We start from the raw sequence: 26,373 nt of genomic DNA, 5'->3' as shown, positions 1-26,373 counted from the left end.
GATGCGGGCAGGGGGCCAACTCGGCGCGTTGGCGCGGTGCGGCCAGCGCCGCCGCACTGTCGGCGTCGCGGTGCTCGCGCGGGGAAGCGGCCGACGGAGGGTTGGCGGAGTGCGACGCGTCGCGCAGTTCCACCAGCAATGCGACGAGCAGCGCGGCCACAACCACCAACACCGCGACGGTCCAGCGGGTGGCTCGAGAGGTGAACGTGATCAAGGGAACCCCGACGCAGCGCCGCCGCTACAGCCCGGCCATCGCCAGGAGGTGTTCGGCTTCCGGTCCCTGCACCAGCGCGGCGGCGATCTCCGGCTCGGTCGGCCCCGTACCGAACGACGGGCAATCCTTGGCCAGCACGCACACCCCGCAGGCCGGTTTGCGGGCGTGGCACACCCGGCGACCGTGAAAGATCACCCGGTGACTGAGCAGCGTCCACTCCTTGCGTTCGATGAGTTCGCCGATGGCGTGCTCGACCTTGACCGGATCCTCCTCGGTCGTCCAGCCCCAACGCCGGACCAGGCGCCCGAAGTGGGTGTCGACGGTGATTCCAGGGACGTCGAACGCGTTGCCCAGGATGACGTTCGCGGTCTTACGCCCCACACCGGGCAGCGTCACCAGCTCGTCCATGGTGTTAGGCAGCTCGCCGTCGAATCGCTCGATCAATGCCTGACCGAGGCCAATCAACGACGACGCTTTATTGCGATAAAAACCGGTTGGGCGAATGAGAGTTTCGAGTTCTTCGCGATCGGCCTGCGCGTAATCCAATGCGGTGCGATAGCGGAGGAACAACGCAGGGGTGGTGAGATTTACCCGCTTGTCCGTGCTTTGCGCCGACAAAATCGTCGCCACCGCGAGTTCCAGCGGCGTGGTGAAGTCCAACTCGCAATGCGCATCGGGAAACGCCTGTGCGAGTTTGCGATTCATCCGGCGAGCCCGACGCACCAAGCCGGTTCGGGTCTCCGTGGACCAACGGCCGGCGACGGCGACGCCCGCCCCGGTAGAGGCTTTGCCGGCGGCGCGAGAAGGTTTGGCCGTTGTCACCTTGACAGGGTACTCATTCGTGATCCCGCTGAGACCTTGGCCGTGTTTACTAGCTGCTTGTGTCCTGGTTGCTCGTTGCACTCACCCCCGGGTTGCTGATGCTCGCAACTTTCGGGCTTCAACGGCTGGAATCCGGCTTGGAAAACGACACGCTCACGGCAAGTGACGTCGCGGAATTTCTCGAGCAGGCCGAACCCGCAGATGTGCGCACATTGGCCCGGCAGGGGATGCCCGAGGCGCTGAATTCCTTGCATCGGCGGATCAACTACCAAACGGCGCCGCTACCCAGCAGCGCGGAGCCCGATACCGATCAATGGTCGGCGGCCACCTTAATCTCCGCCCCCAATCAACCCACCTCACCTAGACACCAGCATCAGCATTCGCGGGCGAATCGGCAATTTGCGCCGCGTGAGCATGCCAATCGTGTGTAGCGTTGGCACGTCGACTCGAAGGCTTACCTCTTAGACTGGGGGCCGGCCGGGCCATCGACCGAGAACAGCTACTAGTGACCTGAATAGCCGAAGGGGCAACGTGGACGAGATCCTGGCGAGGGCCGGAATCTTCCAGGGGGTTGAACCGAGCGCCGTCGCCGCGCTGACCAAGCAACTGCAGCCCGTCGACTTCCCGCGCGGGCACACAGTTTTCGCGGAGGGCGAGCCGGGCGATCGGCTGTACATCATCATTTCCGGCAAGGTCAAGATCGGCCGCCGTTCACCGGACGGCAGAGAAAATCTGCTGACCATCATGGGTCCGTCCGACATGTTCGGTGAGCTGTCGATCTTCGACCCCGGACCGCGCACCTCCAGCGCGACGACTATCACCGAGGTTCGCGCGGTGTCGATGGACCGCGACGCGCTGCGGGCCTGGATCGCCGATCGTCCCGAGATCGCCGAGCAGTTGCTGCGGGTGCTGGCTCGCCGGCTGCGCCGCACCAACAACAACCTCGCCGACCTGATCTTCACCGACGTGCCCGGTCGGGTCGCCAAGCAACTGCTGCAGCTCGCTCAGCGGTTCGGCACCCAAGAGGGCGGCGCGATGCGGGTGACGCACGACCTGACTCAGGAAGAGATCGCCCAGCTGGTCGGAGCCTCCCGCGAGACGGTGAACAAGGCGCTGGCCGACTTCGCCCACCGCGGCTGGATTCGCCTGGAGGGCAAAAGCGTGCTGATCTCGGACTCCGAGCGGTTGGCCAGGCGCGCGCGCTAGCAGTTTTGCATCGAGATTGACGTCAGCGACACGATCTCTCGATCTTTCTCTCGCTGGCGTCGATCTCGACGCGCTAGCGACGCAGATAGTCCAGCTGAGCCTGCACCGACCACTCCGCTACGTCCCACAGCTCCTCGTCGACGTCGACGTAGACGTGCTCGACGACCTGACGCGTCGTGGCCTCATCGCCGAGTGTGCGCAACGCCGACCGGACCTGCTCCAGCCGCTGCTCCCGATGGGCCAGGTATCCCGCGGCCACCGCTTCCACGTTGGCCAGGTCGGGGCCATGTCCGGGCAGCACGGTGCGCTGACCCAGCCCACGCAGCCGCTGTAGCGACTCCAGATAGTCCGCAAGGCTGCCGTCCTCGTTGTCGATGACGGTCGTTCCCCGGCCCAGCACGGTGTCCGCGGTCAGCACCGCATCGTCGAGGACGAACGACAACGAGTCGGCGGTGTGGCCGGGTGTCGACCACACCGTGATGCGCAGGCCCGCGGCGTCGATCACCTCGCCGTCGGTGAGCTCGCCGGACAGACCGCGCAGAAATCCGCTGCCCGCCGAGCGGACCGGTGCGCCGGTCAGATCGACCAGCTTGTCGATCGCGTCGGTGTGGTCGCCATGCCGATGGCTGATCAGGACCAGCGCGATGCGGCCCACCCCGGCCAGTTTCGCGATGTGCTCGTCGTCGTCGGGCCCGGGATCGACCACCACCACCTCGTCGCTGCCCGGACCCCGCAGCACCCAGGTGTTGGTGCCCTCGAGTGTCATCAGGCCCGGATTGTTGGCCAGCAGCACCGACGCGGTATCGGTGACCGGCCGCAACTCGCCGTAAGCGGGATGCGTCAACTCCGCAGCGGTTTCCGTCACGCCCGCTACCCGACCTCGACCACCAGTTCAACCTCGACTGGGGCGTCCAACGGCAATTCGGCGACACCGACCGCCGAGCGCGCATGCACGCCGCTGTCGCCGAAGACTGCGGCCAGCAGATCCGAGGCGCCGTTGATCACGCCCGGTTGACCGTTGAATCCCGGTCCGGACGCGACGAATCCGACCACCTTCACCACCTGGGTCACCGAGTCGATGCCCACTAGCGAATGGATGGCAGCCAGGGCGTTGAGTGCGCAGATCCGGGCCAGTTCGTTGGCCTGTTCGGAGGCGACGTCGACGCCGACCTTGCCCACCTGTACCAGCTTGCCGTCCTGCATCGGCAGCTGGCCCGAGGTGTAGACGAGATTCCCGCTGCGCACCGCCGGCACATACGAGCCCAACGGCTTCACGACGACCGGCAGGTCGACTCCGAGTTCGGCCAGTCGGGCCGACGCGCTCACTTCGGGCGCTTCAGGTATGCGACGTGCTGCTCACCGGTCGGGCCTTGCAGCACGGAGACCAGCTCCCATCCGTCGGCGCCCCACTGGTCGAGGATTTGCTTGGTGGCGTGGGTCAGCAGGGGGACGGTTGCGTACTCCCATGTTGTGGGTTGGCTCATATCCCGAGCTTATCGGCAGGCCGATCGCGCGATCTGGTTAGCATGCAGGGGTGGGGACCACATCGAGCGGCGGCAGCAACGTCGGCTGGCCATCGCGATTGTCCAAGGCCCGTCTGCATTTCGTGACCGGCAAAGGCGGCACCGGTAAATCGACGGTTGCGGCCGCGCTGGCGCTGACCCTGGCGTCCGGTGGGCGCAAGGTGTTGCTCGTCGAAGTCGAAGGGCGCCAAGGGATTGCGCAACTCTTCGATGTGCCGCCGCTGCCCTACAAAGAGCTCAAGATCGCGACGGCCGAACACGGCGGCCAGGTCAACGCGCTGGCGATCGACATCGAGGCCGCCTTCCTGGAATACCTCGACATGTTCTACAACCTCGGGATCGCCGGGAAAGCGATGCGTCGCGTCGGCGCGATCGAGTTCGCGACGACGATCGCGCCGGGCCTGCGGGACGTCTTGCTCACCGGCAAGATCAAGGAGTCCGTGATCCGGACCGAAAGAGGGACCAAGAACCCGGTCTACGACGCGATCGTCGTCGACGCGCCGCCGACCGGTCGCATCGCGCGCTTCCTGGACGTCACCCGCGCGGTGTCCGACCTGGCCAAGGGCGGGCCGGTCTACTCGCAGGCCGAGGGCGTGGTGAAGATCCTGCACTCCGACCAGACGGCGATCCACCTGGTCACCCTGCTGGAGGCGCTGCCGATGCAGGAGACCAAGGAAGCCATAGACGAGTTGCAGGAGATGGGACTGCCGATCGGTTCGGTGATCGTCAACCGCAACATCCCCATCTATCTGCAGCCCGCAGATCTGGCCAAAGCCGCCGAAGGCGATGTCGACGCCGACGCCGTGCGGGCGGGCCTGGCCACCGCCGGAATCAAGCTGAGCGACGAGGACTTCGCCGGCTTGCTCACCGAGACCATCCAGCACGCCACCCGGATCACCGCACGCGCAGCGACCGCCGAACAACTCGACGAGCTGAAGGTGTCACGGCTGGAACTGCCGACCATCGCCGACGGTGTCGACCTCGGCAGCCTCTACGAGCTGTCGGAATCGCTTGCGCAGCAGGGAGTTCGATGAGCACCGCACCGCCAGTTCTGGATCTCGCCGGTATTCTCGAGGACACTTCCAACCGGGTCGTGGTGTGCTGCGGCGCGGGTGGGGTGGGTAAGACCACCACCGCAGCGGCCATGGCGCTGCGCGCGGCGGAGTACGGCCGCACCGTGGTGGTTCTGACGATCGACCCGGCCAAGCGGCTGGCGCAGGCGTTGGGCATCAGCGATCTCGGCAACTCGCCACAGCGCGTGCCACTCGCCCCCGAGGTGCCCGGTCAGCTCTTCGCGATGATGCTCGACATGCGTCGCACGTTCGACGAGATGGTGATCCAGTACTCCGGATCCGATCGCGCACAAGCGATTCTGGACAACCAGTTCTACCAAACGGTTGCCACCTCATTGGCCGGCACGCAGGAGTACATGGCGATGGAAAAGCTCGGCCAGTTGCTGGCCGAGGACCGCTGGGATCTGATCGTCGTTGACACCCCGCCGTCGCGCAACGCGCTGGACTTTCTCGATGCACCCAAACGGCTGGGCAGTTTCATGGACAGTCGGCTGTGGAAACTGCTGCTGGGGCCCGGGCGCGGGATCGGGCGACTGGTGACCGGCGCGGTCGGCTTGGCGATGAAGGCGCTGTCGACCGTCCTTGGTTCGCAGATGCTGTCCGACGCCGCGAGTTTCGTGCAGTCTCTGGACGCCACCTTCGGCGGCTTCCGCGAGAAAGCCGACCGCACCTACTCGCTGCTCAAGCGACGGGGCACGCAATTCGTCGTGGTGTCGGCGGCCGCACCGGATGCGCTGCGCGAGGCGTCTTTCTTCGTGGACAGGCTTTCTGAGGAAAACATGCCGCTGGCCGGGCTGATCCTGAACCGCACGCATCCGATGTTGTGTTCATTGCCGGTGGAACGCGCCATCGACGGTGCCGAGACAATCGAGAACGACGGCGCGAACGCGTTGACCAAAGCCGTCTTGCAGATCCACGCCGACCGCGCCGCGACGTCGAAGCGCGAGATCCGGCTGCTGTCCCGATTCACCGGGGCCAACCCCCATGTGGCGATCGTCGGCGTGCCATCACTGCCGTTCGACGTCTCCGATCTGGAGGCGCTACGTGCGATCGCCGACCAGATGACTTTGGTCGGTTGACGACGCGGGCTTAGCCGACGCTGCGGTGCTTGCGCTGGGTGCTGAAGAACTCCGCCCAGGACACCACCTCGGGGTGCTGCTTGAGCAGCGCCCGACGCTGACGTTCGGTCATCCCACCCCAGACGCCGAACTCGACCCGGTTGTCCAGCGCGTCAGCGCCGCACTCCAACATCACCGGGCAGTGCCGGCAGATGACCGCGGCCTTGCGTTGTGCAGCCCCCCGCACAAACAGCTCATCGGGGTCAGCGGCCCGGCACAGCGCCTTGGAAACCCAAGCGATCCTTGACTCCGCCTCAGCCCCAAACGGAATGGTGGCTGCAGGGGCTGCTGCGGTCGTCTTACCCGCCGCGGTCCGAATACCTGACACCAGCGATTCCCCTTCGCTCTTGCCACCGGTGTGGCAACCCACTGCGTGATCCAGAAACCCGATGCGACCTGCGCCACACTGTGTTCGTCGGTGTTACCTGTATCTCATTGTGTGGATAAGCTACGTGGTCAGGTACCAATTACGCAACATTCTTTGACCCCCTTTTTTGGGACGACCGTGCAATCCGATCATGAAGGGGACTCCGGAAAGGGCGAAAAAGGCGAGTAATAGCCTCCTGAGCTGCGGCTGAGAGAAACCTGAGGCGCGGCGGTCGGAGAAGAAATCTTCGTCGACCACTCGCGCAGACTACCGTGGCCGCGACGCTAGTGTAGTTGCCATGTCGGAGCGCCCCGCGACCGCGGTCACCATCGCAAAGCTCGCCGGGTGCTGCCTGCTCGCCAGCATCATCGTCGCCGCCCTGCTGTTTCCCGTCGCCGGTGGCATCGGGCTGGTATCCAACCGGGCCTCCGAAGTCGTCGGCAACGCATCGGCGCAACTTCTCGAGGGCGACGTCCCGGCGGTGACCACGATGGTGGACGCAAAGGGCAACACCATCGCATGGTTGTACTCGCAGCGCCGATTCGAGGTGCCCAGCGACAAGATCGCCAACACCATGAAGCTGGCCATCGTCTCGATCGAGGACAAGCGATTCGCCGAGCACAACGGCGTCGACTGGAAAGGCACGCTGACCGGCCTGGCCGGCTACGCCTCGGGCGACGCCGACACCCGCGGTGGCTCGACGATCGAGCAGCAGTATGTAAAGAACTATCAATTGCTGGTGATCGCACAGACCGACGCCGAAAAACGTGCGGCGATCGAGACAACTCCGGCGCGCAAACTGCGCGAGATCCGGATGGCGCTCACTTTGGACAAGACCTTCACCAAGCCGGAGATCTTGACCCGTTACCTCAACCTGGTTTCGTTCGGTAACAACGCCTTCGGCGTGCAGGACGCGGCGCAGACGTATTTCGGCGTCAACGCCTCAGACCTGAACTGGCAGCAGGCCGCCCTGCTGGCCGGACTCGTCCAGTCGACCAGCGCGCTCAATCCCTACACCAACCCGGACGGCGCGCTGGCCCGCCGAAACCTGGTCCTGGACACCATGATCCAGAACATTCCCAACGAAGCCGACGCGATACGCGCCGCCAAGGCCGAGCCGCTGGGAATCTTGCCGCAGCCCAAGGAATTACCGCGCGGCTGCATCGCGGCAGGTGATCGCGCGTTCTTCTGCGACTACGTGCAGGCCTACCTGTCGCACGCCGGCATCAACAAGGAACAGCTCGCTCGCGGCGGCTATTTGATCCGCACCAACCTGGATCCCGATGTGCAGGAACCGGTCAAGCACGCGATCGACACCTATGCCAGCCCCACCCTCGAGGGCATCGCCAGCGTGATGAGCGTGATTCGGCCCGGTAAGAACTCGCACAAGCTTGTGGCGATGGCCAGCAACCGCACCTACGGGTTGAACACCGAGGCCGGCGAGACCATGCGCTCGCAGCCGTTCTCGCTCGTCGGCGACGGCGCGGGCTCGATCTTCAAGATCTTCACGACGGCCGCTGCGATGCAAATGGGTATGGGCATCAACGCCACCCTCGACGTGCCGACCAGATTCCAGACCAAGGGCATGGGCAACGGCGGCGCCAAGGGCTGCCCCAAGGAGACCTGGTGCGTCGTCAACGCCGGCAACTACCGCGGGTCGATGAATGTCACCGATGCACTGGCCACGTCGCCCAACACCGCGTTCGCGCGGCTGATTCAACTCGTGGGTGTGCAGCGAACCGTCGACATGGCGGTCAAGCTCGGACTACGGTCCTATGGCGAGCCGGGCAGCGCCCGCGACTACGACCAGGAGAGCAACGAGAGCCTGGCCGACTTCATCAAGCGGCAGAACATCGGCTCGTTCACATTAGGGCCGTTCGAGTTGAACGCGCTGGAGTTGTCGAACGTCGCAGCGACGCTTGCCTCGGGCGGAACCTGGTGCCCGGCCAATCCCATCGACAAGCTGATCGACCGCAACGGCAACCAGGTGGCCGTCAGTACCGAAGCCTGTGACCAGGTGGTCCCTGAAGGGCTGGCCAATACGCTGGCCAATGCGATGAGCAAGGACGCGCTGGGCGGCGGCACCGCGGCGGGGTCCGCCGGGGCGGCGGGCTGGAACCTGCCGGTGTCCGGAAAGACCGGGACCACCGAGGCGCACCGGTCGTCGGGCTTTGTCGGCTTCACCAACCAGTTGGCGGCGGCCAACTACATCTATGACGACTCCACGTCACCGTCGGACCTGTGCTCGTCACCGCTGCGACGTTGCGGCGACGGGAACCTGTACGGCGGTAACGAACCGGCCCGTACCTGGTTCACCGCGATGAAACCGATCGCCACCCTTTTCGGCGACGTGAGGATGCCGCCGACCGACCACGAGTACGTCGAAGGCGGGCCCGGCTCCCGCGTGCCGAGCGTCGCGGGTCTCGACGTGGACGCCGCGCGTCAGCGCTTGAAGGATTCCGGCTTCCAGGTCGCCGAGCAACCCGCATCGATCAACAGCAGTGCGAAGTATGGCGAGGTGGTCGGGACTTCACCCAACGGCCAGACGATCCCCGGTGCGGTCATCACCATCCAGACCAGTAACGGCATCGCGCCGCCGCCACCACCACCGCCGGAAGGTGTCCCAGGTGGACCAGCGCCGGTGGGTTCGCAAGTGATCGAGATCCCGGGTCTTCCGCCGATCACTATTCCGATCCTGGCGCCGCCGCCTCCATAGCAAGTCTGCTGGTGTGTGGCGCGCCGGTACCTGGCGAGCGGCAGTACGCTGGCCTGCATGCCCTCCGCCATGACCGCTCTGAAAAGTACCGGTGCCGTCGCGCTTGGATCGGCTGTTGCCGGAATCGGCTACGCCTCGCTCATCGAGCGCAATGCGTTCGTGCTGCGCGAGCTGACCATCCCGGTGTTGGACCCTGGTTCATCGCCGTTGCGGGTGCTGCACATCAGCGATCTGCACATGCGACCCGGTCAGCGCCGCAAGCAGGCGTGGCTGCGTGAACTCGCCGGCCTAGAGCCCGACCTGGTCGTCAACACCGGCGACAACCTGGCACACCCCCGGGCGGTGCCGGCAGTAGTTCAGAGCCTGGGTGACCTGCTTTCGGTGCCCGGGGTCTTCGTCTTCGGCAGCAACGATTACTTCGGTCCGCGGCCGAAGAACCCGTTGAACTACCTGACCAAACCCGGTCACCGCGTGCACGGTCAGCCGCTGCCCTGGCAGGACCTGCGGGCGGCATTCACCGAACGCGGCTGGTTGGACCTGACTCATAATCGTCGCGAATTCGAAGTCGGGGGCCTGCACATCGCGGCCGCGGGTGTGGACGATCCGCACATTGCCCGGGATCGCTACGACGCGATCGCCGGACCGGCTAGCCTGGCCGCCGACCTGCGGCTGGGGCTGACTCATTCGCCCGAGCCCCGGGTGCTGGACCGCTTCGCCGCCGACGGCTACCAAATGGTGATGGCCGGCCACACCCATGGCGGACAGCTGTGCCTGCCGTTCTACGGCGCTCTGGTGACCAACTCCGGCCTGGATCGGTCGCGCGCCAAAGGCCCGTCGCGCTGGGGCGCCAACATGCGGCTGCACGTGTCCGCTGGGATCGGCACATCTCCGTACGCGCCGGTGCGGTTCTGCTGCCGGCCCGAAGCCACCTTGCTGACCTTGATTGCGGCCCCCATCGGAGGGCGCGAGGCGCAACGCGATCGTGGCCGCTCGCAACCCATCTATTCGGTGGGCTGAATCGCTATTCCTGTGACGAAGTGATCAGGATCCGGGAATGGGATGGCACGCTCACTGAACCCGCGTGCTCAGTCCATGCCTGATCTATGTCGCTATCTGGAGCGGTCACCAGCAGCCACAGCACCCCAAGGGCCAGGAATCCGCCGAACACCACGGCGCCTAACACCGTCATGATTTACCCGCTTTCGTCGCACATCGTGCTCTTTAGCTTATGGAATGGCTCCGATATCTCGGTTATTCCACGCCGGACTGTGGTGCAAATCCCCGACCGCAACCGATGTGATGCACAGGACGTTGGCACCGACGGTCGGTTCGCCCATCCGTTTTGGCGGCAAACCGGGACGGTGCGATACGCTGTCGTGGCTTCACGCGGGGTGTGGCGCAGCTTGGTAGCGCGCTTCGTTCGGGACGAAGAGGTCGTGGGTTCGAATCCCGCCACCCCGACTGTGTTTTAGCTGGTAGCAGGCCCACCAGGTCTGCTAGGCAGATTCCGCACCGTTTTCCTCTCAATTTCACTGTTGCCGTTGACAATTGACGGTTGCAGCGTCGGCATACACATGCTCGGCGCCAATTCGCCGATAAAAACCAGTAGGCCGGGTCTGCTGTGTACGCAGCTTGGGTACCGCTGCCCACCGGTAAGGCTGTCCCTGCTACTACCAGGATTGATTGGGACGGGCTGCCGATCCGTTTGCCGGAATTCGCAGCGCGCGCGGTGCGCTAATGGTGGGCACAAGTATCGGTTCACACGGCGGCTTAGCCTTCGATGGAGAGGAATCAATATGCGTGCCATCCAGATTGACCAGTTCGGCGACCCCGCGCAGGTGCTGCGCGTTGTCGACATCGAGGAGCCGCCGCCACCGGGTCCGCAAGAGGTTCTATTGGGCGTTGAGGTCTCGCCGTTGAACAAACACGACCTCCTGGTTGTCCTCGGCATGCTGGCGCGACCACCCCTGCCCCACATACCGGGCGCGGAGGGGGTCGCCCGCGTGCTTGCCATCGGCGCCGAGGTCGATGGACTTCAAGTCGGCGATCTTGTCGTGCTACCGCTATATGCCGGTGCGTGGCGTGAGCGGCTGGTCGTGCCCGCCGACGGCCTGTTCGCGCTCCCCGCGGGCGGCAACATCGAGCAGTACTCGATGCTGGGCAGCAACCCCCCGACGGCAGGATTAATGCTCAGTGAAGTCACCCGCCTGCAGCCCGGTGACTGGGTGGTTCAGAACGCCGCGAACTCCGGTGTGGGACGGTCATTGATCGCGCTAGCCGAACGTCGGGGACTGAAGACGATCAACCTCGCCCGTGACGACTCAACGTTCGCCGAGCTGACGGCGGCCGGGGCCGACGTGGTCCACGTCGACGATGCCGATGCGCCCGCCGATGTTCGAGCACTGATCGGCGACGCGCGAGTGGCGCTGGCAGTGGATGCCGTCGGTGGTCCAGGGGTGTCGCGGTTGCTCGACTTGCTGTCCGACGGTGGATGGTTGGTCAGCTACTCCTGGGCCAGGGACGAACCCATGTGGGTCGACACCTCGACACTGGTCGGCAAGCACCTCACCGTCCGCGGATTCTTTGTCGGTGAATACGACTACCGCGACAAGGTGTTGCCTGTCATTCGTGAGGCGGCACCGCTGGTGGCCGACGGCGCCCTCGCGGTCCCCGTGGCAGGCGTGTACCCCCTGGAGCACATCCAGGACGGAGTGCAACATCTCCTCCGAGGCGGCAAGATCCTCCTGAAAGTGGCCTAACTAGCCCTCATGCGCCGGATACGCGTGGATCACCGCGGCAGACAGTTTGGGCAGCGCGTGAATCAGGTCGTGTTCGGCATCGTGGGCGATGCCGTGCGCGGCAGCCAAGCTCATCGCGGGGTCAACGTCGAGTTCGGCATCGGCATGGAGACGGTGGCCGATCCAGCGCATCCGCACGCTACGCACCGACTGCACCCCCTCCCGGCCGGCTAACACGGATTCGGCCGTGTCAACCATCTCAGGCTCGACGCCGTCGATGAGGCGGCGGAACACGTCACGCACGGCGGTGCGGAGCACCGCGAGGATGGCAACGGTGATGACCAGACCGACGATGGGGTCGGCGAGCGGGAAACCCAGTGCGACACCGCCGGCACCGACCAGCACGGCCAACGAGGTGAACCCGTCGGTGCGGGCGTGCAGGCCGTCGGCCACCAAAGCGGCGGAGCCGATCCGCCTGCCAACTCTGATGCGGTAGAGCGCGACCCATTCATTACCGATGAACCCGGCCAACCCCGCGAGTGCGACCCAGCCGACATTCGCGATGGGTCGCGGGTGGATGAGTCGTTCGATGGCTTCGTAGCCGGCGACGATCGCCGACAGGGTGATCATCGCGACGACAAACAATCCCGCGAGGTCTTCGACTTTGCCGAATCCGTAGGTGTAGCGACGGGTTGCGGCTTTCGTGCTGAGCGCGAACGCGATCCATAGCGGTACGGCGGTCAGCGCATCGGAGAAATTGTGGATCGTGTCGGCGACCAGTGCGATCGATCCGGACATGACCACGATGACGATTTGCGCGAGCGCCGTCGCGCCCAGCACCAGCAGGCTGAGTTTGACGGCCCGGATGCCCGCAACGCTGGATTCCAACGCGCTGTCGAGACTGTCGGCGGCGTCGTGCGAGTGCGGCGCGAAAACTTCCTTGATTGCACCGCGTAGCCCTTTCGGATGGTCATGGTCATGGTGACGGTGGTGGTCATGACCGTTCTGAACGTGCGTCATCGCTGAGTTGCCTTGCGGGGCCGACGATCGCCGGCGATGCCGCGCACGGTGTCGTCGCTGCGGTGGTGGCGGGGCACCTCCGGGCCGGCATGTTCGGCGTTGTACACCGCATCGACGACGAGCTGGCTGACGTGTTCGTTTTCCAGGCTGTAGAAGATCGTGGTGCCCTCGCGGCGGGTGCGCACCAGCCGCGCCATCCGCAGCTTGGCCAAATGCTGCGATACCGATGGCGCGGGCTTGCCCAGTTGTTCGGCGAGTTCATTGACCGCCAACTCACCTCCATTGAGCGCCCACAGCACCCTGATCCGGGTGGGGTCGGCCAGCATGCGGAACACTTCGACGATCAGGTTGACCTGGTCTTCGGGAATCAATGTCGGAACGTCATTATCTGCGTTCATACGCAGATAATAGCTTACGCAGGAACTACCAGGCTATTCGTCGCGAGCGGCGCCCCGAAATAGGTGGCGTCCGGATCGACGACGACGGTCTTCGAGTCGCCCTGCTTGGCCAGAACGTCGCGGGCCATCTGCTCGAACGTGATCTTGTCGGGCCCTCCGACATTGTCGATGCCATCGAGCGGTTGACCTTCGGCCACCCGGGCGATCTCATCGGCAAGAGCTCGGGTGGTGATCGGCTGGATCAACGCGTCCGGAACACGCGCCTCGTCGCCGACGGTCAGCGATGCCGTGATGGTGTCGGTGAATTCGACGAACTGAGTGGCGCGCACGATCGTGTAGGGGATCTCCGCCTGCTCGATGAGTTCCTCCTGGGCGACCTTCGCACGCATGTAGCCGCTCTCGGGCAGCTGGTCGCATCCCACGATCGACACCGCGACGTAGTGCCCGACCCCCGCGCCCCTGGCCGCGGCGACCAGATTCCTGGTCGAGGTGGTGAAGAACTTCATCACCGGACCGGCGTCGAAGGACGGCGCGTTGGATGCGTCGACGACTACATCGGCATCGGTCAAAGCATCGGTGAGGCCGTCGCCGGTAAGCACATTCACGCCGGTGGAACGCGACGCCGCGACCGCGTCATGGCCTCGATCCCTCAGCGTCCCTACCACTTTCGATCCAAGGACGCCCGTGCCGCCAATCACCACGATCTTCATCGCGGTGTCAGCGCTGCCCGGCCACTTCAGATGCCGGGGTACCACACATCGGGCGGCAATAGGCTGGACAGATTCTCAACGAACGCCAGCGCCGCTGACGTGTCAGCCAGCCCACTCCACATCAGTGAAGCGTCGGTAGACCCGGGGGCTTCAAACCAGAGAGCTGAGCCAACCCCTGGGTCATCCACGGAAAGGTAGGTACCCGAGGCCGTGGTGAGGAGATTGTCCACTTCGCCGTTGCCTAACGTCACGTGGATGTCATGGAGCGCGGCGGTGACGTCGGCCGGCGGAAAATGCTCGGTGGCGGCGTTGAAGCTGGGGTAGAACGCGGAATCGGTAACCGTCGCACCGGCCAGGCCACCTGGGTCGGTACCACTAGTGGCTGCGCCGAAGTTGTAGACCGACTCATCAGTCCACGGCGATGCATAGTCAGACTCGAACACGTCATAACTGCCGACGGTCGTACCACCTATTTCCACATTAGTCGGCTGGTACTGCTGCCACTCGGTGAAAAACGGCTGGAACCCCACATACCCGTCGACGCCGAGTGCCGTGTAGGGCACTTCTGGGCCAGCGGGCACCAAGGTAAGGCCGTCATCGGCGTGCGCGAGTGCGATCGGGACGACGGCGGCGGCGAGGCCGCCGACGGCCGCGCCGATTGCCAATAGAAAACGACGTTGTTCCATCACGGGAGCCCCCCTTTTGGTTATTGCATTCACACGCAACAAGTCCGAATCCCGGAAGAGTACCTCCCGGGTGATCTTGAAGCATCCGGAATGAAAAATATTTGCTACCACTCAAGTTTCTCTTCACCAAAGTCTTAGTTTTCGTGCGAAAGTCGCCCTCTGCCCCCCGGCTCCCTGAGCTGCGCAAAGGTAGCCATATGCGAGCGGGGCCGGCGCATCAGACGATTGAAACCGGCTGTGAAGCAGGTGAATTGCTCGCCTTTCAGCCCGCCTCAGGCCCGAATTTCTACAGGCCCAGCGGACGTGTGCAACAGTCGCACAAGATTGCGTGTTCAAGATCGATCGCTACACCCAAATCGACTGCGCGACTGCCGGAAACACTGGATGATCGCCGGGTGAAGGTCATCGTCACGGGCGGCAACAGCGGCGTCGGCGCGGCAACGGCAGCCACGCTCGCCGCCGCCGGACATAGCGTCGTCATCGCCTGCCGCACCATCCCGAAAGCCGAGCAAGCTGTAACGAGCATGGCCGGCGACGTCGAGATCGCTCACCTCGACCTGGCCGATCTCGCGAGCGTGCGAAAGTTCGCCGACTCGATTGACGGGGTCGAGGTGCTGATCAACAACGCCGGGGTGATGGGCCTGCCGCTGATGCGCACCGCTGACGGATTCGAGGCCCATATTGGCACCAACTACCTCGGCCACTTCGCATTGACATGTCTGCTCGCCGACCGGATCAAGGATCGGATCATCTCGGTGGTCAGCTCGGCCTACGCGCTGAGCCGCCTGCACATCGACGACTTGCAGTGGCACCACCGCAAGTACTCCAAGTGGTCGGCCTATGGCGAATCGAAGTTGGCCGTCATGCTGTTCAATCACGAGCTGACCTGCCGCGGCGTGCGGACTTACATGACTGATCCGGGAGCGACGAATACCGACATCAGCCGCGACGCCACCGGCATGGTGCCGTGGATTCGCGACCACACTTTCCGCGGCTTTCCAGCCCACAGCGCGGCCACCGGCGCGCGGTCAACTATTCAGGCGGTGACTACCGATCTGCCCAGCGGCAGCTATCTTGCGCCGCGATTCAATCAATGGGGCAAGCCGAAGGTGACCACGCCGCGTGCCAAAGCGCGTGACGCCGCGATGGCCCGTCGGCTGTGGGACGTATCTGTCGAGCTGACCGGGTGCGACTGGCCCGTTTGACGAGTGCCCTTTCGGGGGTACACACCCCCGTGACTCACCTACAGGCAACGGTCGAACCTCCGCTGCCAGCTCCGCATGGGCCGCTATCGCTGGCCGTGCGGCGCAACCTCACCGAGCCCGCCCCGCAGGATCAGCTGACCCGCATCATCGCATCGGTCGGCGACCCGGATCCGTACGGCCTGGATCTGCAACTGGCGCTGTACATGTGCTACGAGCTGCACTACCGCGGGTTCGCCGGTGTCGACCCGAGCTGGGAATGGAATCCCGGATTACTGCATCTGCGTGAACAATTGGAACGAGTATTTCTGGCCGGTGTACGTCGCGATGTGGGCGCGATCGAACCCGGCCGCACAGCCGATGCCGAAATGAACGACCTGTCAATCGAATCCGCGGACGGGACCGGTCCTTCATACTGGCTACGCGACAACGGGACGTGGGAGCAGATGCGCGAATACTTCGTGCATCGATCGCTGTACCATCTGAAAGAGGGGGACCCGCACGCCTGGGCGATCCCCCGTCTTACTGGTCAAGCGAAAGCGTCTTTCGTTGCAGTCGAATTCGACGAATACGGAGCAGGTCAGGGCGCCAGAGTGCATCAGCAATTGTTCGCTGACCTGCTGACCGCGGCCGAACTGAATGCGGCCTACCTGGCGTACCTGGAAGGGGTTCCCGCCGAGTCGCTGGCCGTGGTGAATCTGATGTCGCTGTTCGGCTTGCATCGCCAGTTCCGCGGAGCTGCCATCGGACATTTCGCTTCGACGGAGATCACCTCATCGCCGGGGTCACGCCGGCTGGTGATAGCGCTGCAAAGACTGAACGCCCCGCCGGAATGCGTTGCATTCTATCGCGAACACGTCGAAGCCGACGCGGTGCACGAACAGGTGGTGCGCAACGACGTGGTCGCCGATCTCGTTGCACGAGAACCGCATCTGGACCGCGATGTGATCTTCGGGATTCGCGCCCATGCTGCTGTCGAGGACAGGCTGGCCGATGTCATCATGACGTCGTGGAAGGCTGACGAGACGTCCCTGCTACGGCCGCTTGGCTGAATTCGCCTGCGCTGCGGGCCGACAACGTCGATGACTGGTGTCACACATCGGGTAGTCCTTACTGCGGCGACACGTGCACACAGCAACCAAGAATCGATCGGACTCGACAACATCGCCGCCCGGTGTCTCGATGCGGACCGGCCCGGGTATCAACACCGGCCCGTTGGGTATCACCTGCACCCGCATCCGCTCGGTCACGGTTTGTCCGCCCGGATAACCACTAGTTTCTCCGTCCGGCATCCCCGCTTGATCTGGCCGGTGACAGTGAGCCAGCCGGCCCGCGCCGAGAGCACCGGGCCGAATGTAATCACCTGGGAAGCAATAACTTCGGCCTCCAATCCAGTCGCCCGCAAGGAGTTCAGCGACTTCTCGACTCCGGACAGCGCCGACTGAACCAGCAACATCGAGCCGCCGGCGTCCAGTAGCCCGGCCGCCGACTCACACAACGGATCCAGGACCATCCGTCCGTCGACACCGGCGTCCCAGGCCCGTGCGGGGCCCGCGGTGATCGGGATGACGTCGATGTCGCCGGCCGGTGGTGTGGGCACATAGGGCGGGTTCGACACGATGAGATCGAACGGTGCGTAATCCAAAGCGCTGGAACAGGATCCTTCACGAACGTCGATGTCGACGCCCGCGTACACGGCATTGCCCTGCGAGCAGCACACCGCGCGTGGGCAGATGTCCAACGCGATCACGCTGGCGGCGCCGAGCTCGGCGGCGGCGATCGCGACAACGCCACTTCCCGTGCAGAAGTCCAATACCCGCCGCCCCCGCGCTAATTCGGATTGTTCCAGGCTGTCGATCAACAATTGCGAGTCATGTTGCGGGGGGTAGACACCGTCGATATCGAGCGAATTGCTCGATGCGGAATAAGCGATGGTCACTTCGGCCTTTCGAGATCCTGATGGCCATGATGATCACGGCTTACAGTAAGGGAATTCCCCCAATCCACAGCCTCGAAACAGGATTCGCCGGCGATGTATTCAGCTGCGCGCAGGAGCTTGCCCTAGCTGCGTGACGATGGCTGCACAGAACGCCGGAAGATCGGACGGCGACAACAGCTCTTGGGGCCGTTCTGCTCCGTCATCACGGTGTAGCCGAACCGTCTCATACGATCCGGATACCCGTGTGCCGCCCAGGCAAACGACCAGTCGGCCGCTAGAGCCGGTCTTTGACCGCTTTCGACAGCCGCGCCCCGTCGGCCTTGCCGGCCGCCAGCGCAGTGGCCGCCTTCATCACCGTGCCCATCTGTTTCATGCCCGGCCGCTCGCCCAACTCCTCGGCGACCTGTGCCAGTGCGGTGTCAACGACGTCGGCCAGCTCGGCGTCGGTCAGCGGGGTCGGTAGATACTCGTCGATGACCCGGGCTTCGGCGTGCTCGTTGGCCGCGAGCTCGCCCCGGCCGTTCTGGGTGTAGATCTCTGCCGCCTCGCCGCGCTTGCGGGCCTCCTTGGCCAGGACCTTCAGCACCTCGTCGTCCGACAGTTGTCGGGCCTCCTTGCCGGAAACCTCCTCGGTCTGGATCGCGGCCAGCAGCATCCGCAGCGTCGCGGTGCGCAGCTTGTCCTTGGCCTTCATCGCATCGGTCAGATCCGCCCGCAACCGGGTCTTGAGTTCCGCCATGACGGAGACGCTACGCGCCGCGCCACCGTCGGACGCCGAGGCCCGCAAACACCGCGGCACGTTGAGAAATGCCGGGGTGGTCGACAGTATGGGAACCATGATCGACCTTGACGGCGGCTCCACCAGGTGAGCGCGCCGCCGCCTGATTACCCGTATAGCGGTTACCCGCCGATCGGCTACCCCCCCGCCGCGTACCCACCGCCGGGCTATCCCCCAATGGGCAATCCACCGCCGGGCTACCAGTGGCAACCTACGCCCGGCTATCCACCGCCGCCGCGCTACCAGCAGCCTGGCCACCCGCCCCCGGGTTACTCGCAGCCCGGTTACCCTCCGCAGGCCCGCCGGGCGTGGGCGCCGGGAATCATCCCGTTGCGGCCGTTGAGCCTGAGCGACATCTACAACGGCGCTGCCGTCTACATCCGGGCCAACGCCAGAGTCACGTTGGGACTGACGGCTGTGGTCGTCGTGATCACGCAACTCTTGACCCTGGCCGCCGCCCTCGGACCCCTGGCCGCGGCCAGCCGACAGAAAACAGCCCCGCCCGACGAACTCACCGGGGGCGACGTCGGGGCCTGGGCACTCGCGGGAGGCCTCAGCGGGCTGGTCGGGTGGCTATCCGGCACCTTGCTGACCGGCATGCTCGCGGTCATCGTCGGCCGCGCGGTATTCGGCTCGACAATCGGCGCCAGGGAGACGTGGGCCAGGATTCGGGGACGGCTGCCCGCATTGATCGGGCTGGTGGCGCTGGAGTCCGCCGGGTTGATACTGCTCTGCGGCGCGGTGGGCGTGATCGTCGGGGCCATCGCCGCCGCCGGAAACACGGGAGCCACGGTCATTCTCGGATTTCCGCTGGTGCTGATGTCGATCGCGGCGCTGATCTATCTGTACACGGCGCTGTCATTCGCGCCGGTGCTGATCGTGCTGGAGCGACTGCCGGTGATCGGTGCGATCAGGCGATCATTCACGTTGGTACACAACAGCTTTTGGCGAGTGCTCAGTATTCGTGTGTTGACCTGGTTGGTGGTCATGTTGATTGCGGGCGCCATCGCCGTACCGTTCGAGCTCGCGGGTAATCTATTCGACGGACCCAACGTCCCAGTGCTGCTCGGTTTGACTGTGGGGGCCGTCGGATCGGCGATCGGCCAGATCATCACCGCCCCGTTCAGCGCAGGCGTGGATGTCCTACTCTACGCGGACCGCCGGATCCGCAGCGAGGCATTCGATCTGGTGCTGCAGACCGGCGTCGCCGGAGGTCCCTCGACAATCGGGTCGAGCGACTACCTCTGGCTGTCGCGGCCGGTATAGGGACCATTCGAGGATGCCCGCTATCGACATCGGCCGCGACCCCGCGCATGAGGCTGCCCAGCGCGAACTCGACAAGCCGATCTACCCCAAAGGCTCGGTGGCGCAGCGGGTGGACGAGTGGATCCACGAGCTGCTGTACCGCCTGGTTGAGAAAGGCTCTTCGCTGCCCGGCGGGTGGTTCACCGTCAGCGTGCTGCTCACCCTGCTGGTCGTCGCGATAGTGGTTGCCATTCGCATCGCACAACGGACCATCCGTACCCGTCGCGGTGGCGATTACCAAGTGTTTGGCGCCGGCCAGCTCACGGCGGCTCAGTATCGCGCTATCGCCGAACAGTTTGCCGCCGAGGCAAATTGGACCGCCGCGATTCGGCATCGGTTGCGCGCGGTGGCACGCGCTCTCGAAGAGAGCGGGACGCTGGACCCGTCTCCCGGTCGCACTGCCAATGAACTGGCCGAGGACGCCACCGAACGCATACCTGCGCTGGCCGCCGAATTTTCACAGTCGGCAACCGCATTCAACGACGTTACCTATGGGGAAAGACCGGGCACGCCGGCCGCTTACCAGATGATCGTCGATCTCGACGACCATCTCCGATTCAGTCCGGCAGCAACCCGACCCGGGCCCGCCGGGCAACGCCCGGCCGACTCGTGGGCCCGAGTCCGGTGACGGTCGCACAGGCACCACGCCCGATACGGCGTCGATCGTGGCGGTGGGTTTTACCCGCGCTGGTCGCGATCTGCGCCGTGGCCGCAATCGGGACGTACCTGACCGCACCCCGGCCGGGCGGGCAGATGGATCCCGAGTCGACGGGACCCGAAGGCGCGCACGCGCTGATAGCGCTGCTGCGCGATCACGGTGTCACCGTCGTCGTGGCCACCAGCGTCGACGACGCCGCGAACGCGGCACGCCCTGGAACGCTGCTGCTGTTCGCGCAGACGCAACGCGTCTCCACCGAGGGGTTACTGACGAGGCTGGCCGACGCGCCCGGCGACCTGTTGCTGGTCGAACCGACCTCGCATGCCCGCGCAGTGCTCTCGCCCGGTATCCGTAGCGGCGGCGCCAGTACCTCGGACACCAAGCCGGATTGCGCTCTGCGAGAGGCGGATCAGGCAGGAGCGGTGGACTTCGGGCCGTCGAACACGTTCCGCGCCGTCGGCGACAAAACCGTGAGTAGCTGCTATGGCGGTGCGCTGGTCCGCTATCGCGACGGCGACCGCACGGTCACGGTGGTCGGCAGCACCGACTTCTTGACCAACGGAAGTTTGTTGCGGGCAGGCAACGCCGCTCTGGCGATGAATCTCGCCGGCCAGCATCGCCGTCTGGTCTGGTACGCACCGCAGCACCTCGAAGGTGGATCCTCAGGCAAGGGAAAGATTTTCGACCTGCTCCCCGACAACGTGGTCTGGATGGTCGTACAGCTGTGGCTGACGGTGGCGCTGATCGCATTGTGGAAGGGCCGACGGATCGGGCCGCTGGTCGCCGAAAAGCTGCCCGTAGTCGTACGCGCGTCGGAGACAGTCGAAGGCCGCGGTCGGCTGTATCGATCGCGGCGAGCCCGAGACCGGGCCGCGCAGGCACTGCGCAGCGCGGCACTACAGCGCATGGTCCCCCGACTCGGTCTAGGCGTGGACACTCCACCGCCGGCGGTCATACTCGCGATTTCTCAACACGGCGGATCAAGCCCGGAATCGTTGCGGCACATTCTGTTTGGCCCGTCCCCGGCCACCGATGCCGACTTGATCCAACTCACCCGCGCACTCGATGACATCGAAAGGCAGGTCACACACCTATGAATCAACCGTCCCACAGCTCCGCTCAGCCGCCGCCGGCGCAAGCGGCCCGACATGCGCTGCTCGCGCTACGGGCCGAGATCGGCAAAGCCGTCGTGGGGCAGGACGCGGTGATCACTGGGCTGGTGATCGCGCTGCTATGCCGTGGTCACGTTCTGCTCGAGGGTGTTCCGGGCGTGGCGAAGACGCTGTTGGTTCGGTCCCTTGCCGCGGCGTTGCGGCTGGACTTCAAACGTGTCCAGTTCACCCCGGACCTGATGCCGGGCGACGTCACCGGATCGTTGGTCTATGACACCCGCACCGCCGCGTTCACCTTCCGCAGCGGCCCGGTTTTCACCAATCTCCTGCTGGCTGACGAGATCAACCGCACGCCACCGAAGACGCAAGCGGCACTGCTGGAAGCGATGGAAGAACGTCAGGTCACCGTGGACGGCGAACCCAGAGCGCTGCCCGATCCGTTTATCGTTGCGGCGACGCAGAATCCGATCGAATACGAGGGCACCTATCAGTTGCCCGAAGCCCAGCTCGACCGGTTTCTGCTGAAGCTGGACGTGCCGCTGCCACCACGCGACGCCGAGATCGCGATCCTTGGCCGACACGCACACGGCTTCGACCCTCGCGACCTGTCCGCGATCCGGCCAGTCGCCGGGCAGGCTGAGTTGGCCGCGGGCCGCGATGCGGTGCGCCGGGTACTGGTGGCCGACGAGGTTCTCGGCTATATCGTCGACATCGTCGGTGCGACTCGCCACTCGCCGGCATTGCAGTTGGGCGTATCACCGCGCGGTGCAACCGCTTTGCTGGCCACGGCACGGTCGTGGTCCTGGCTGTCCGGACGCAACTACGTCACCCCCGACGACGTCAAGGCGATGGCCCGCCCGACGCTGCGCCACCGGGTGATGCTTCGGCCGGAGGCGGAGTTGGAGGGCGCCAACACCGATGGCGTGCTCGATGGCATCTTGGCCTCCGTTCCGGTGCCACGCTAGTGATTTTGACCGGGCGCACCGGCCTGATCGCACTGTTGTGCGTTCTGCCGATTGCGCTGTCACCCAGGCCAGACGCATCTTTCGCAGTGCTGCTGGCACTGCTGGCGGCCGCGGTTATCGCGGACGTCGGCTTGGCAGCAAGCCCTTCCCGGCTGCTCTACACCCGCCTGCCGAACGGCTCGGTTCGGCTCGGTGAATCAGTGAATCTCGGCCTGCTGATCCACAACGGCGGTCGACGACGATTTCGCGGCCGGGTTCGCGATGCCTGGCCGCCCAGCGCGCGGGCCGAACCACCAACGCACGCCCTCGATATCGCTGCCGGGCAGGCCCAACGGGTAGATTCCTGCTTGCGGCCGATTCGCCGCGGCGATCAGCAATCGGCGGCGGTGACTGCGCGTTCGATCGGTCCACTGGGACTCGCGGGGCGGCAGAAGTCGCAGCCGGTACCCGGTCAGGTGCGGGTACTGCCACCATTCTTGTCCCGCAAGCACCTACCGTCACGCCTGGCCAGGCTGCGCGAGATCGACGGTCTGTTGCCGACCCTGACCCGGGGCCAGGGAACCGAATTCGATTCGCTGCGTGAGTATGTGGTCGGCGACGATGTGCGTTCCATCGACTGGCGGGCGACCGCCCGGCGCGCCGACGTCGTGGTCCGGACCTGGCGGCCGGAGCGCGACCGGCGAGTGGTCATCGTCCTCGACACCGGACGGACGTCTGCCGGTCGCGTCGGAGTCGACCCGACGGCCGCCGACCCCGGCGGCTGGCCCCGGTTGGACTGGTCCATGGACGCGGCGCTGCTGCTGGCGGCACTCGCCTCACGAGCCGGCGACCACGTCGACTTCCTCGCCCACGACCGGACCACCCAGACCGGCGTATTCGGCGCGTCACGCACGGAGCTGTTGGGCCGCCTGGTCGAGGCGATGGCGCCCCTGAATCCGGCACTCATCGAATCCGACGCCACAGCAATGGTTTCCGCGGTCCTGCGTCGCGCGCGGCGCCGAGCACTGGTGGTGCTGATGACCGACCTCAATGCCAGCGCCCTCGACGAGGGCCTTCTGCCTGTACTTCCCCGGCTGTCGGCCAAGCACCACGTGATCGTCGCTGCAGTCACCGACCCACGCATCGACCAACTCGCCGCGGGGCGTTCCGACGCAGCCGCCGTGTACGACGCGGCCGCGGCCGAACGCTCCCGTAACGAGCGGTGGGCGATAGCTTCTCGGCTGCGCCACAACGGGGTCGAGGTCGTCGACGCGCTACCCAAAGAACTCGCGCCGGCACTTGCTGACCGCTATCTGGCGATGAAAGCCACCGGGCGGCTTTAGCTCACCGGGTCGGCACCACGTCTGGCGCATCGGCGATGTCACCGGTGTCGCCGGCCCGCACGGCACGGCGGCCGAAATAGCCGACGTACACCAAAAACCCCACCTCGGCGAGCACTCCGATGCCGATGCGCAGGAAAGTCGGCAACGAGGACGGGGTGACGAACGCCTCGATTGCACCCGAAACGAGCAGCACGGCAACCAAACCCACGGCAACCGAGATCACCGCACGGCCCTGCTCGGCCAACACCTGCCCGCGCGAGCGATCACCCGGCGAGATCACCGACCAGCCCAGCCGCATTCCGACGGCACCCGCCAAGAACACCGACGTCAGCTCCAACAAGCTGTGCGGGAGGAGCAATCCCAACAGCACATCGGTCTTGCCGGCCTGAATCATCAGACCGGCAACAACCCCGAGATTGGCGGCGTTGGAGAACAGCACAAACGGAATCGGCACTCCCAGCACGACGGAGAACGCGATGCACTTGGCCGCCACCCAGGAGTTGTTCACCCACACGTGCAATCCGAACGCGGCGGCCGCATGCTCGCTGTAGTACGAGGCGAAGTCGTGGTTCACCAATTCGTCGATCTCACTGGGTGTTCCGATCGTGGACTGCACTTCCGGGCTGCCCATGACCCAGATGGCAATCAGGGCCGTGACGGCGAAGAACACCACCGCCGTCGCCAGCCACCACCGCCACGCGCGGTAGGCCACAACCGGAAACGACACCGCCCAGAATCGGGTGAACTCACTCGACAGCGGTGCGTGAGCGCCGGTGACCGCGGCTCGGGCCCGCGCGACCAGACTCGAAAGCCTGCCGACCAGTGCCGAATCGGACGACGCGGAGCGCAGCATCGATAGGTGCGTCGATGCCCGCTGGTAGAGCTCGACCAGTTCGTCGACCTCGGCACCGTTGAGCCGCCGGCGGTTCTTCACCAGTTGCTCGAGGCGATCCCAGGTGTCACGGTGTGCGAGCACGAACGCGTCGACGTCCACACGGTAAACACTAGTCAACCCGGGGTAGCGTTCGCTGTATGTCGGAAGTGGTGACCGGGGACGCCGTCGTGCTCGACGTTCGGGTTGCGCAACTACCGGTGCGCGCGGTCAGTGCACTCATTGACATCACCGTCATCCTGGTGGGCTACCTGGTGGCACTTGTGTTGTGGGCGGCCGCGCTGACCCAATTCGACGACGCAGTGGCCGGGGCGATCATGATCATCTTCACCGTGCTGGTCTTCGTCGGGTACCCACTGGTGTTCGAGACCGCGACACGCGGTCGAACACTCGGCAAGATGGCGATGGGTCTGCGCGTGGTGTCGGACGACGGCGGCCCGGAGCGCTTCCGCCAGGCCCTGTTTCGAGCGTTGGCGTCGATCGTCGAGATCTGGGGGCTGTTGGGCAGCCCGGCGGTCATCTGCAGCATGCTGTCGCCGCGGGCCAAGCGGATCGGTGACATCTTTGCCGGCACAGTGGTGATCAGCGAGCGCGCTCCGAGGCCGGGTCCGCCACCCAGCATGCCGCCACAGCTGGCCTGGTGGGCCACGTCCCTGCAGCTGTCCGGCCTGAGCGCTGAACAAGCCGAGATCGCACGTCAATTCCTCACGCGAGCAATGCAACTCGACCCGCAGGTGCGCGACCAGATGGCCTACCGGATCGCCAGCGATGTGTTCAGCCGGGTGGCGCCTCCGCCGCCGCCCGGGACCCCGCCGCAACTGGCCCTGGCCGCCGTACTCGCGGAACGACACCGCCGAGAACTCACCCGGTTACGCGGCTTTTAGCTCACAGCGCTACTGCGTGACTGTGGTGGCGAGGACGGCGATGTCAGCGATCAGCAGCGCGATCGCAATCACGGGGATCACGAATCCCCATCGGCGCCGCGCGGTGAAGAAGGAGGCAACGAACGCTACGGCCGCGACCACCGGTGCTCCATAGAACAGCATGTCGAAGCTGATCCCGTTCGGGCCCAGGTTGGGGCACGCCTTCTCGCTGCAGGCGGCGGTACTCATCACCGAAACCAGGGCGAACGCCATCACAATGCCCGCACCCACGACCGCGAATAGCGCCAGCGCCCAGTTCACCCACAGCCGTACGCGCTTGTCGCGGTCGGTATCGCCGGTCTCGGCCAGTGCGTCGCGGTCACCGCCTATGTCGGCGTTTACGTGCATATTTTCCTGGCTCATGGGTGAGGTGCTACCCCTCCGCCTGCGTCCACAAACCGCCGCGGAAGCGGCCGGCTCAACGTTCGACCTTGCGTAACGATAGGTTCCGATATATCGTCGTCGTATCGGTAGTGCATACGGCGCTATCTTTCCAGAAACGAGAAAATCCCATGAGTAACCCATTTCCCCATGTGGGCGGGCCATTCGCGGGTGGGCCGGGACCGTCAGGCTTCGGATTCGCACCCCAGGACCGCCGCGCACTACACGAACAGCGCAAACATGCCCGTCGCGAGTTCCGCGACTTCGTCCGCGGTCAGGACGCCGGTCACGACGGGCCGTTCGGG

At 65.2% G+C, this 26,373-nt stretch carries 30 protein-coding genes, 1 tRNA gene and 2 pseudogenes; 17 read left to right on the top strand and 16 right to left on the bottom strand.

Annotated elements, in window-relative coordinates; translation table 11 throughout:
- Positions 1-214, bottom strand: a pseudogene (locus WAN02_RS26395) (TlpA family protein disulfide reductase); the annotation flags it as partial.
- Between the two features lie 24 nt (positions 215-238).
- Positions 239-919 (bottom strand): endonuclease III, encoded by a 681-nt coding sequence (gene nth, locus WAN02_RS26390; RefSeq protein ID WP_422267953.1) that lies wholly within the window; start codon positions 917-919, stop codon positions 239-241.
- Positions 920-1,134: 215 nt separating this feature from the next.
- Here nth and WAN02_RS26385 point away from each other — a divergent pair, with 215 nt between their 5' ends.
- Complete coding sequence (locus tag WAN02_RS26385; RefSeq protein WP_422267951.1) at positions 1,135-1,467, top strand: hypothetical protein; 333 nt, start codon at positions 1,135-1,137, stop codon at positions 1,465-1,467.
- A 100-nt stretch (positions 1,468-1,567) separates the two neighbouring features.
- The gene (crp, locus tag WAN02_RS26380; protein ID WP_023368605.1) at positions 1,568-2,242 is read left to right on the top strand and encodes a cAMP-activated global transcriptional regulator CRP; all 675 of its coding nucleotides are present in this window, start codon (positions 1,568-1,570) and stop codon (positions 2,240-2,242) included.
- A 73-nt stretch (positions 2,243-2,315) separates the two neighbouring features.
- Here the strand turns inward: crp and WAN02_RS26375 are convergent, their stop codons facing one another.
- From WAN02_RS26375 to WAN02_RS26365, 3 genes are read right to left on the bottom strand one after another with little or no spacing between them, the layout of a single operon-like run.
- A complete protein-coding gene (locus WAN02_RS26375) occupies positions 2,316-3,107 on the bottom strand; it encodes an MBL fold metallo-hydrolase (RefSeq protein WP_422267943.1) in 792 nt (263 codons plus the stop codon).
- A gap of 5 nt (positions 3,108-3,112) precedes the next feature.
- Positions 3,113-3,568 carry a RidA family protein gene (locus WAN02_RS26370; RefSeq protein ID WP_422267941.1) on the bottom strand — a complete coding sequence of 152 codons (456 nt, stop codon included), beginning with the start codon at positions 3,566-3,568 and terminating at the stop codon, positions 3,113-3,115.
- Positions 3,565-3,726 carry a DUF4177 domain-containing protein gene (locus WAN02_RS26365; RefSeq protein ID WP_293004278.1) on the bottom strand — a complete coding sequence of 54 codons (162 nt, stop codon included), beginning with the start codon at positions 3,724-3,726 and terminating at the stop codon, positions 3,565-3,567. The genes WAN02_RS26370 and WAN02_RS26365 overlap by 4 nt, the downstream gene beginning before the upstream one ends.
- Positions 3,727-3,776: 50 nt before the next feature.
- On the opposite strand from WAN02_RS26365, the gene WAN02_RS26360 reads away from it, so the two are divergent.
- A complete protein-coding gene (locus WAN02_RS26360; RefSeq protein ID WP_422267939.1) occupies positions 3,777-4,799 on the top strand; it encodes an ArsA family ATPase in 1,023 nt (340 codons plus the stop codon).
- The gene (locus WAN02_RS26355) at positions 4,796-5,917 is read left to right on the top strand and encodes an ArsA family ATPase (protein WP_422267937.1); all 1,122 of its coding nucleotides are present in this window, start codon (positions 4,796-4,798) and stop codon (positions 5,915-5,917) included. The genes WAN02_RS26360 and WAN02_RS26355 overlap by 4 nt, the downstream gene beginning before the upstream one ends.
- Before the next feature lie 10 nt (positions 5,918-5,927).
- On the opposite strand, the gene WAN02_RS26350 is transcribed toward WAN02_RS26355, so the two are convergent.
- A complete protein-coding gene (locus WAN02_RS26350) occupies positions 5,928-6,284 on the bottom strand; it encodes a WhiB family transcriptional regulator (RefSeq protein WP_422267949.1) in 357 nt (118 codons plus the stop codon).
- 337 nt (positions 6,285-6,621) lie between these two features.
- On the opposite strand from WAN02_RS26350, the gene ponA2 reads away from it, so the two are divergent.
- Both ponA2 and WAN02_RS26340 read left to right on the top strand, forming a co-directional pair.
- Positions 6,622-9,039 (top strand): transglycosylase/D,D-transpeptidase PonA2, encoded by a 2,418-nt coding sequence (ponA2, locus tag WAN02_RS26345; RefSeq protein WP_422267935.1) that lies wholly within the window; start codon positions 6,622-6,624, stop codon positions 9,037-9,039.
- Positions 9,040-9,096: 57 nt separating this feature from the next.
- Entirely contained in the window at positions 9,097-10,056 is a 960-nt protein-coding gene (locus WAN02_RS26340) for a metallophosphoesterase (RefSeq protein ID WP_422267933.1), read from the top strand.
- 4 nt (positions 10,057-10,060) lie between these two features.
- Here WAN02_RS26340 and WAN02_RS26335 read toward each other — a convergent pair whose 3' ends face one another.
- Positions 10,061-10,228: a hypothetical protein gene (locus tag WAN02_RS26335; protein ID WP_422267931.1), complete on the bottom strand. Its 168-nt coding sequence runs from the start codon at positions 10,226-10,228 to the stop codon at positions 10,061-10,063.
- Between the two features lie 198 nt (positions 10,229-10,426).
- Here WAN02_RS26335 and WAN02_RS26330 point away from each other — a divergent pair.
- Both WAN02_RS26330 and WAN02_RS26325 read left to right on the top strand, forming a co-directional pair.
- Positions 10,427-10,500, top strand: a tRNA-Pro gene (locus WAN02_RS26330).
- Positions 10,501-10,835: 335 nt separating this feature from the next.
- Complete coding sequence (locus WAN02_RS26325; RefSeq protein ID WP_422267929.1) at positions 10,836-11,798, top strand: zinc-dependent alcohol dehydrogenase family protein; 963 nt, start codon at positions 10,836-10,838, stop codon at positions 11,796-11,798.
- On the opposite strand, the gene WAN02_RS26320 is transcribed toward WAN02_RS26325, so the two are convergent.
- Genes WAN02_RS26320 through WAN02_RS26305 form a run of 4 tightly spaced genes read right to left on the bottom strand, consistent with a single transcriptional unit; the run spans position 11,799 to position 14,594 of the window.
- Entirely contained in the window at positions 11,799-12,797 is a 999-nt protein-coding gene (locus tag WAN02_RS26320) for a cation diffusion facilitator family transporter (protein ID WP_422267927.1), read from the bottom strand.
- Positions 12,794-13,195: an ArsR/SmtB family transcription factor gene (locus WAN02_RS26315; protein WP_422267925.1), complete on the bottom strand. Its 402-nt coding sequence runs from the start codon at positions 13,193-13,195 to the stop codon at positions 12,794-12,796. Before WAN02_RS26315 ends, WAN02_RS26320 begins: the two co-directional genes overlap by 4 nt.
- Before the next feature lie 14 nt (positions 13,196-13,209).
- A complete protein-coding gene (locus tag WAN02_RS26310; RefSeq protein ID WP_422267947.1) occupies positions 13,210-13,905 on the bottom strand; it encodes an SDR family oxidoreductase in 696 nt (231 codons plus the stop codon).
- A 26-nt stretch (positions 13,906-13,931) separates the two neighbouring features.
- Positions 13,932-14,594, bottom strand: coding sequence for a hypothetical protein (locus WAN02_RS26305; protein ID WP_422267923.1), 663 nt, complete (start codon positions 14,592-14,594; stop codon positions 13,932-13,934).
- A 392-nt stretch (positions 14,595-14,986) separates the two neighbouring features.
- Here WAN02_RS26305 and WAN02_RS26300 point away from each other — a divergent pair, with 392 nt between their 5' ends.
- Positions 14,987-15,796 carry an SDR family NAD(P)-dependent oxidoreductase gene (locus WAN02_RS26300; RefSeq protein ID WP_422267921.1) on the top strand — a complete coding sequence of 270 codons (810 nt, stop codon included), beginning with the start codon at positions 14,987-14,989 and terminating at the stop codon, positions 15,794-15,796.
- A 29-nt stretch (positions 15,797-15,825) separates the two neighbouring features.
- Positions 15,826-16,845, top strand: a complete 1,020-nt coding sequence (locus WAN02_RS26295) for an iron-containing redox enzyme family protein (protein ID WP_422267919.1) — start codon at positions 15,826-15,828, stop codon at positions 16,843-16,845.
- Here WAN02_RS26295 and WAN02_RS26290 read toward each other — a convergent pair.
- From WAN02_RS26290 to WAN02_RS26280, 3 genes are all read right to left on the bottom strand, one after another.
- On the bottom strand, positions 16,828-17,031 hold the full coding sequence (locus tag WAN02_RS26290; protein ID WP_422267945.1) for a CDGSH iron-sulfur domain-containing protein: 204 nt from the start codon (positions 17,029-17,031) through the stop codon (positions 16,828-16,830). The two genes, WAN02_RS26295 and WAN02_RS26290, sit on opposite strands and share 18 nt — an antisense overlap.
- Positions 17,032-17,039: 8 nt before the next feature.
- On the bottom strand, positions 17,040-17,732 hold the full coding sequence (locus tag WAN02_RS26285; protein WP_422267917.1) for a HemK2/MTQ2 family protein methyltransferase: 693 nt from the start codon (positions 17,730-17,732) through the stop codon (positions 17,040-17,042).
- 274 nt (positions 17,733-18,006) lie between these two features.
- Positions 18,007-18,471 (bottom strand): GatB/YqeY domain-containing protein, encoded by a 465-nt coding sequence (locus WAN02_RS26280; RefSeq protein WP_422267915.1) that lies wholly within the window; start codon positions 18,469-18,471, stop codon positions 18,007-18,009.
- Between WAN02_RS26280 and WAN02_RS26275 the strand changes: the two genes are divergently transcribed.
- Genes WAN02_RS26275 through WAN02_RS26250 form a run of 6 tightly spaced genes read left to right on the top strand, consistent with a single transcriptional unit; the run spans position 18,470 to position 23,872 of the window.
- Positions 18,470-18,601: a hypothetical protein gene (locus tag WAN02_RS26275; protein WP_422267913.1), complete on the top strand. Its 132-nt coding sequence runs from the start codon at positions 18,470-18,472 to the stop codon at positions 18,599-18,601. The two genes, WAN02_RS26280 and WAN02_RS26275, sit on opposite strands and share 2 nt — an antisense overlap.
- Complete coding sequence (locus tag WAN02_RS26270; protein ID WP_422267911.1) at positions 18,598-19,776, top strand: hypothetical protein; 1,179 nt, start codon at positions 18,598-18,600, stop codon at positions 19,774-19,776. Before WAN02_RS26275 ends, WAN02_RS26270 begins: the two co-directional genes overlap by 4 nt.
- 13 nt (positions 19,777-19,789) lie before the next feature.
- Positions 19,790-20,443, top strand: a complete 654-nt coding sequence (locus WAN02_RS26265; RefSeq protein ID WP_422267909.1) for a DUF4129 domain-containing protein — start codon at positions 19,790-19,792, stop codon at positions 20,441-20,443.
- The gene (locus WAN02_RS26260; RefSeq protein WP_422267907.1) at positions 20,425-21,570 is read left to right on the top strand and encodes a DUF4350 domain-containing protein; all 1,146 of its coding nucleotides are present in this window, start codon (positions 20,425-20,427) and stop codon (positions 21,568-21,570) included. Before WAN02_RS26265 ends, WAN02_RS26260 begins: the two co-directional genes overlap by 19 nt.
- Positions 21,567-22,550, top strand: coding sequence for an AAA family ATPase (locus WAN02_RS26255; RefSeq protein ID WP_422267905.1), 984 nt, complete (start codon positions 21,567-21,569; stop codon positions 22,548-22,550). Before WAN02_RS26260 ends, WAN02_RS26255 begins: the two co-directional genes overlap by 4 nt.
- Positions 22,550-23,872 (top strand): DUF58 domain-containing protein, encoded by a 1,323-nt coding sequence (locus tag WAN02_RS26250; protein ID WP_422267903.1) that lies wholly within the window; start codon positions 22,550-22,552, stop codon positions 23,870-23,872. Before WAN02_RS26255 ends, WAN02_RS26250 begins: the two co-directional genes overlap by 1 nt.
- A gap of 1 nt (position 23,873) precedes the next feature.
- Here the strand turns inward: WAN02_RS26250 and WAN02_RS26245 are convergent, their stop codons facing one another.
- A complete protein-coding gene (locus WAN02_RS26245) occupies positions 23,874-24,866 on the bottom strand; it encodes a stage II sporulation protein M (protein WP_422267901.1) in 993 nt (330 codons plus the stop codon).
- 38 nt (positions 24,867-24,904) lie between these two features.
- Here WAN02_RS26245 and WAN02_RS26240 point away from each other — a divergent pair.
- A pseudogene (locus WAN02_RS26240) lies at positions 24,905-25,639 on the top strand (RDD family protein); the annotation flags it as partial.
- An 18-nt stretch (positions 25,640-25,657) separates the two neighbouring features.
- Here the strand turns inward: WAN02_RS26240 and WAN02_RS26235 are convergent.
- A complete protein-coding gene (locus WAN02_RS26235) occupies positions 25,658-26,050 on the bottom strand; it encodes a hypothetical protein (protein WP_422267899.1) in 393 nt (130 codons plus the stop codon).
- Positions 26,051-26,373: the final 323 nt, after the last annotated feature.

The organism is Mycobacterium sp., assembly GCF_049281135.1.
In the GTDB taxonomy this organism is placed as follows: domain Bacteria; phylum Actinomycetota; class Actinomycetes; order Mycobacteriales; family Mycobacteriaceae; genus Mycobacterium.
Note: the sequence above shows the minus strand (reverse complement) of the source record. Positions and strands in the feature narration are given on the sequence as shown.

What these genes read in the sequence shown, in the direction of transcription:
- WAN02_RS26385 (WP_422267951.1), top strand. Translation starts at nt 1,135, where the DNA reads ATGCTCGCAACTTTCGGGCTTCAACGGCTGGAATCCGGCTTGGAAAAC.
- WAN02_RS26265 (WP_422267909.1), top strand. Translation starts at nt 19,790, where the DNA reads ATGCCCGCTATCGACATCGGCCGCGACCCCGCGCATGAGGCTGCCCAG.
- WAN02_RS26325 (WP_422267929.1), top strand. Translation starts at nt 10,836, where the DNA reads ATGCGTGCCATCCAGATTGACCAGTTCGGCGACCCCGCGCAGGTGCTG.
- WAN02_RS26310 (WP_422267947.1), bottom strand. Translation starts at nt 13,905, where the DNA reads ATGAAGATCGTGGTGATTGGCGGCACGGGCGTCCTTGGATCGAAAGTG.
- WAN02_RS26355 (WP_422267937.1), top strand. Translation starts at nt 4,796, where the DNA reads ATGAGCACCGCACCGCCAGTTCTGGATCTCGCCGGTATTCTCGAGGAC.
- nth (WP_422267953.1), bottom strand. Translation starts at nt 919, where the DNA reads ATGAATCGCAAACTCGCACAGGCGTTTCCCGATGCGCATTGCGAGTTG.
- WAN02_RS26315 (WP_422267925.1), bottom strand. Translation starts at nt 13,195, where the DNA reads ATGAACGCAGATAATGACGTTCCGACATTGATTCCCGAAGACCAGGTC.
- WAN02_RS26280 (WP_422267915.1), bottom strand. Translation starts at nt 18,471, where the DNA reads ATGGCGGAACTCAAGACCCGGTTGCGGGCGGATCTGACCGATGCGATG.
- WAN02_RS26235 (WP_422267899.1), bottom strand. Translation starts at nt 26,050, where the DNA reads ATGAGCCAGGAAAATATGCACGTAAACGCCGACATAGGCGGTGACCGC.
- WAN02_RS26275 (WP_422267913.1), top strand. Translation starts at nt 18,470, where the DNA reads ATGACGGAGACGCTACGCGCCGCGCCACCGTCGGACGCCGAGGCCCGC.
- WAN02_RS26365 (WP_293004278.1), bottom strand. Translation starts at nt 3,726, where the DNA reads ATGAGCCAACCCACAACATGGGAGTACGCAACCGTCCCCCTGCTGACC.
- WAN02_RS26290 (WP_422267945.1), bottom strand. Translation starts at nt 17,031, where the DNA reads ATGCGGGTGCAGGTGATACCCAACGGGCCGGTGTTGATACCCGGGCCG.
- WAN02_RS26320 (WP_422267927.1), bottom strand. Translation starts at nt 12,797, where the DNA reads ATGACGCACGTTCAGAACGGTCATGACCACCACCGTCACCATGACCAT.
- WAN02_RS26340 (WP_422267933.1), top strand. Translation starts at nt 9,097, where the DNA reads ATGCCCTCCGCCATGACCGCTCTGAAAAGTACCGGTGCCGTCGCGCTT.
- WAN02_RS26335 (WP_422267931.1), bottom strand. Translation starts at nt 10,228, where the DNA reads ATGACGGTGTTAGGCGCCGTGGTGTTCGGCGGATTCCTGGCCCTTGGG.
- ponA2 (WP_422267935.1), top strand. Translation starts at nt 6,622, where the DNA reads ATGTCGGAGCGCCCCGCGACCGCGGTCACCATCGCAAAGCTCGCCGGG.
- WAN02_RS26255 (WP_422267905.1), top strand. Translation starts at nt 21,567, where the DNA reads ATGAATCAACCGTCCCACAGCTCCGCTCAGCCGCCGCCGGCGCAAGCG.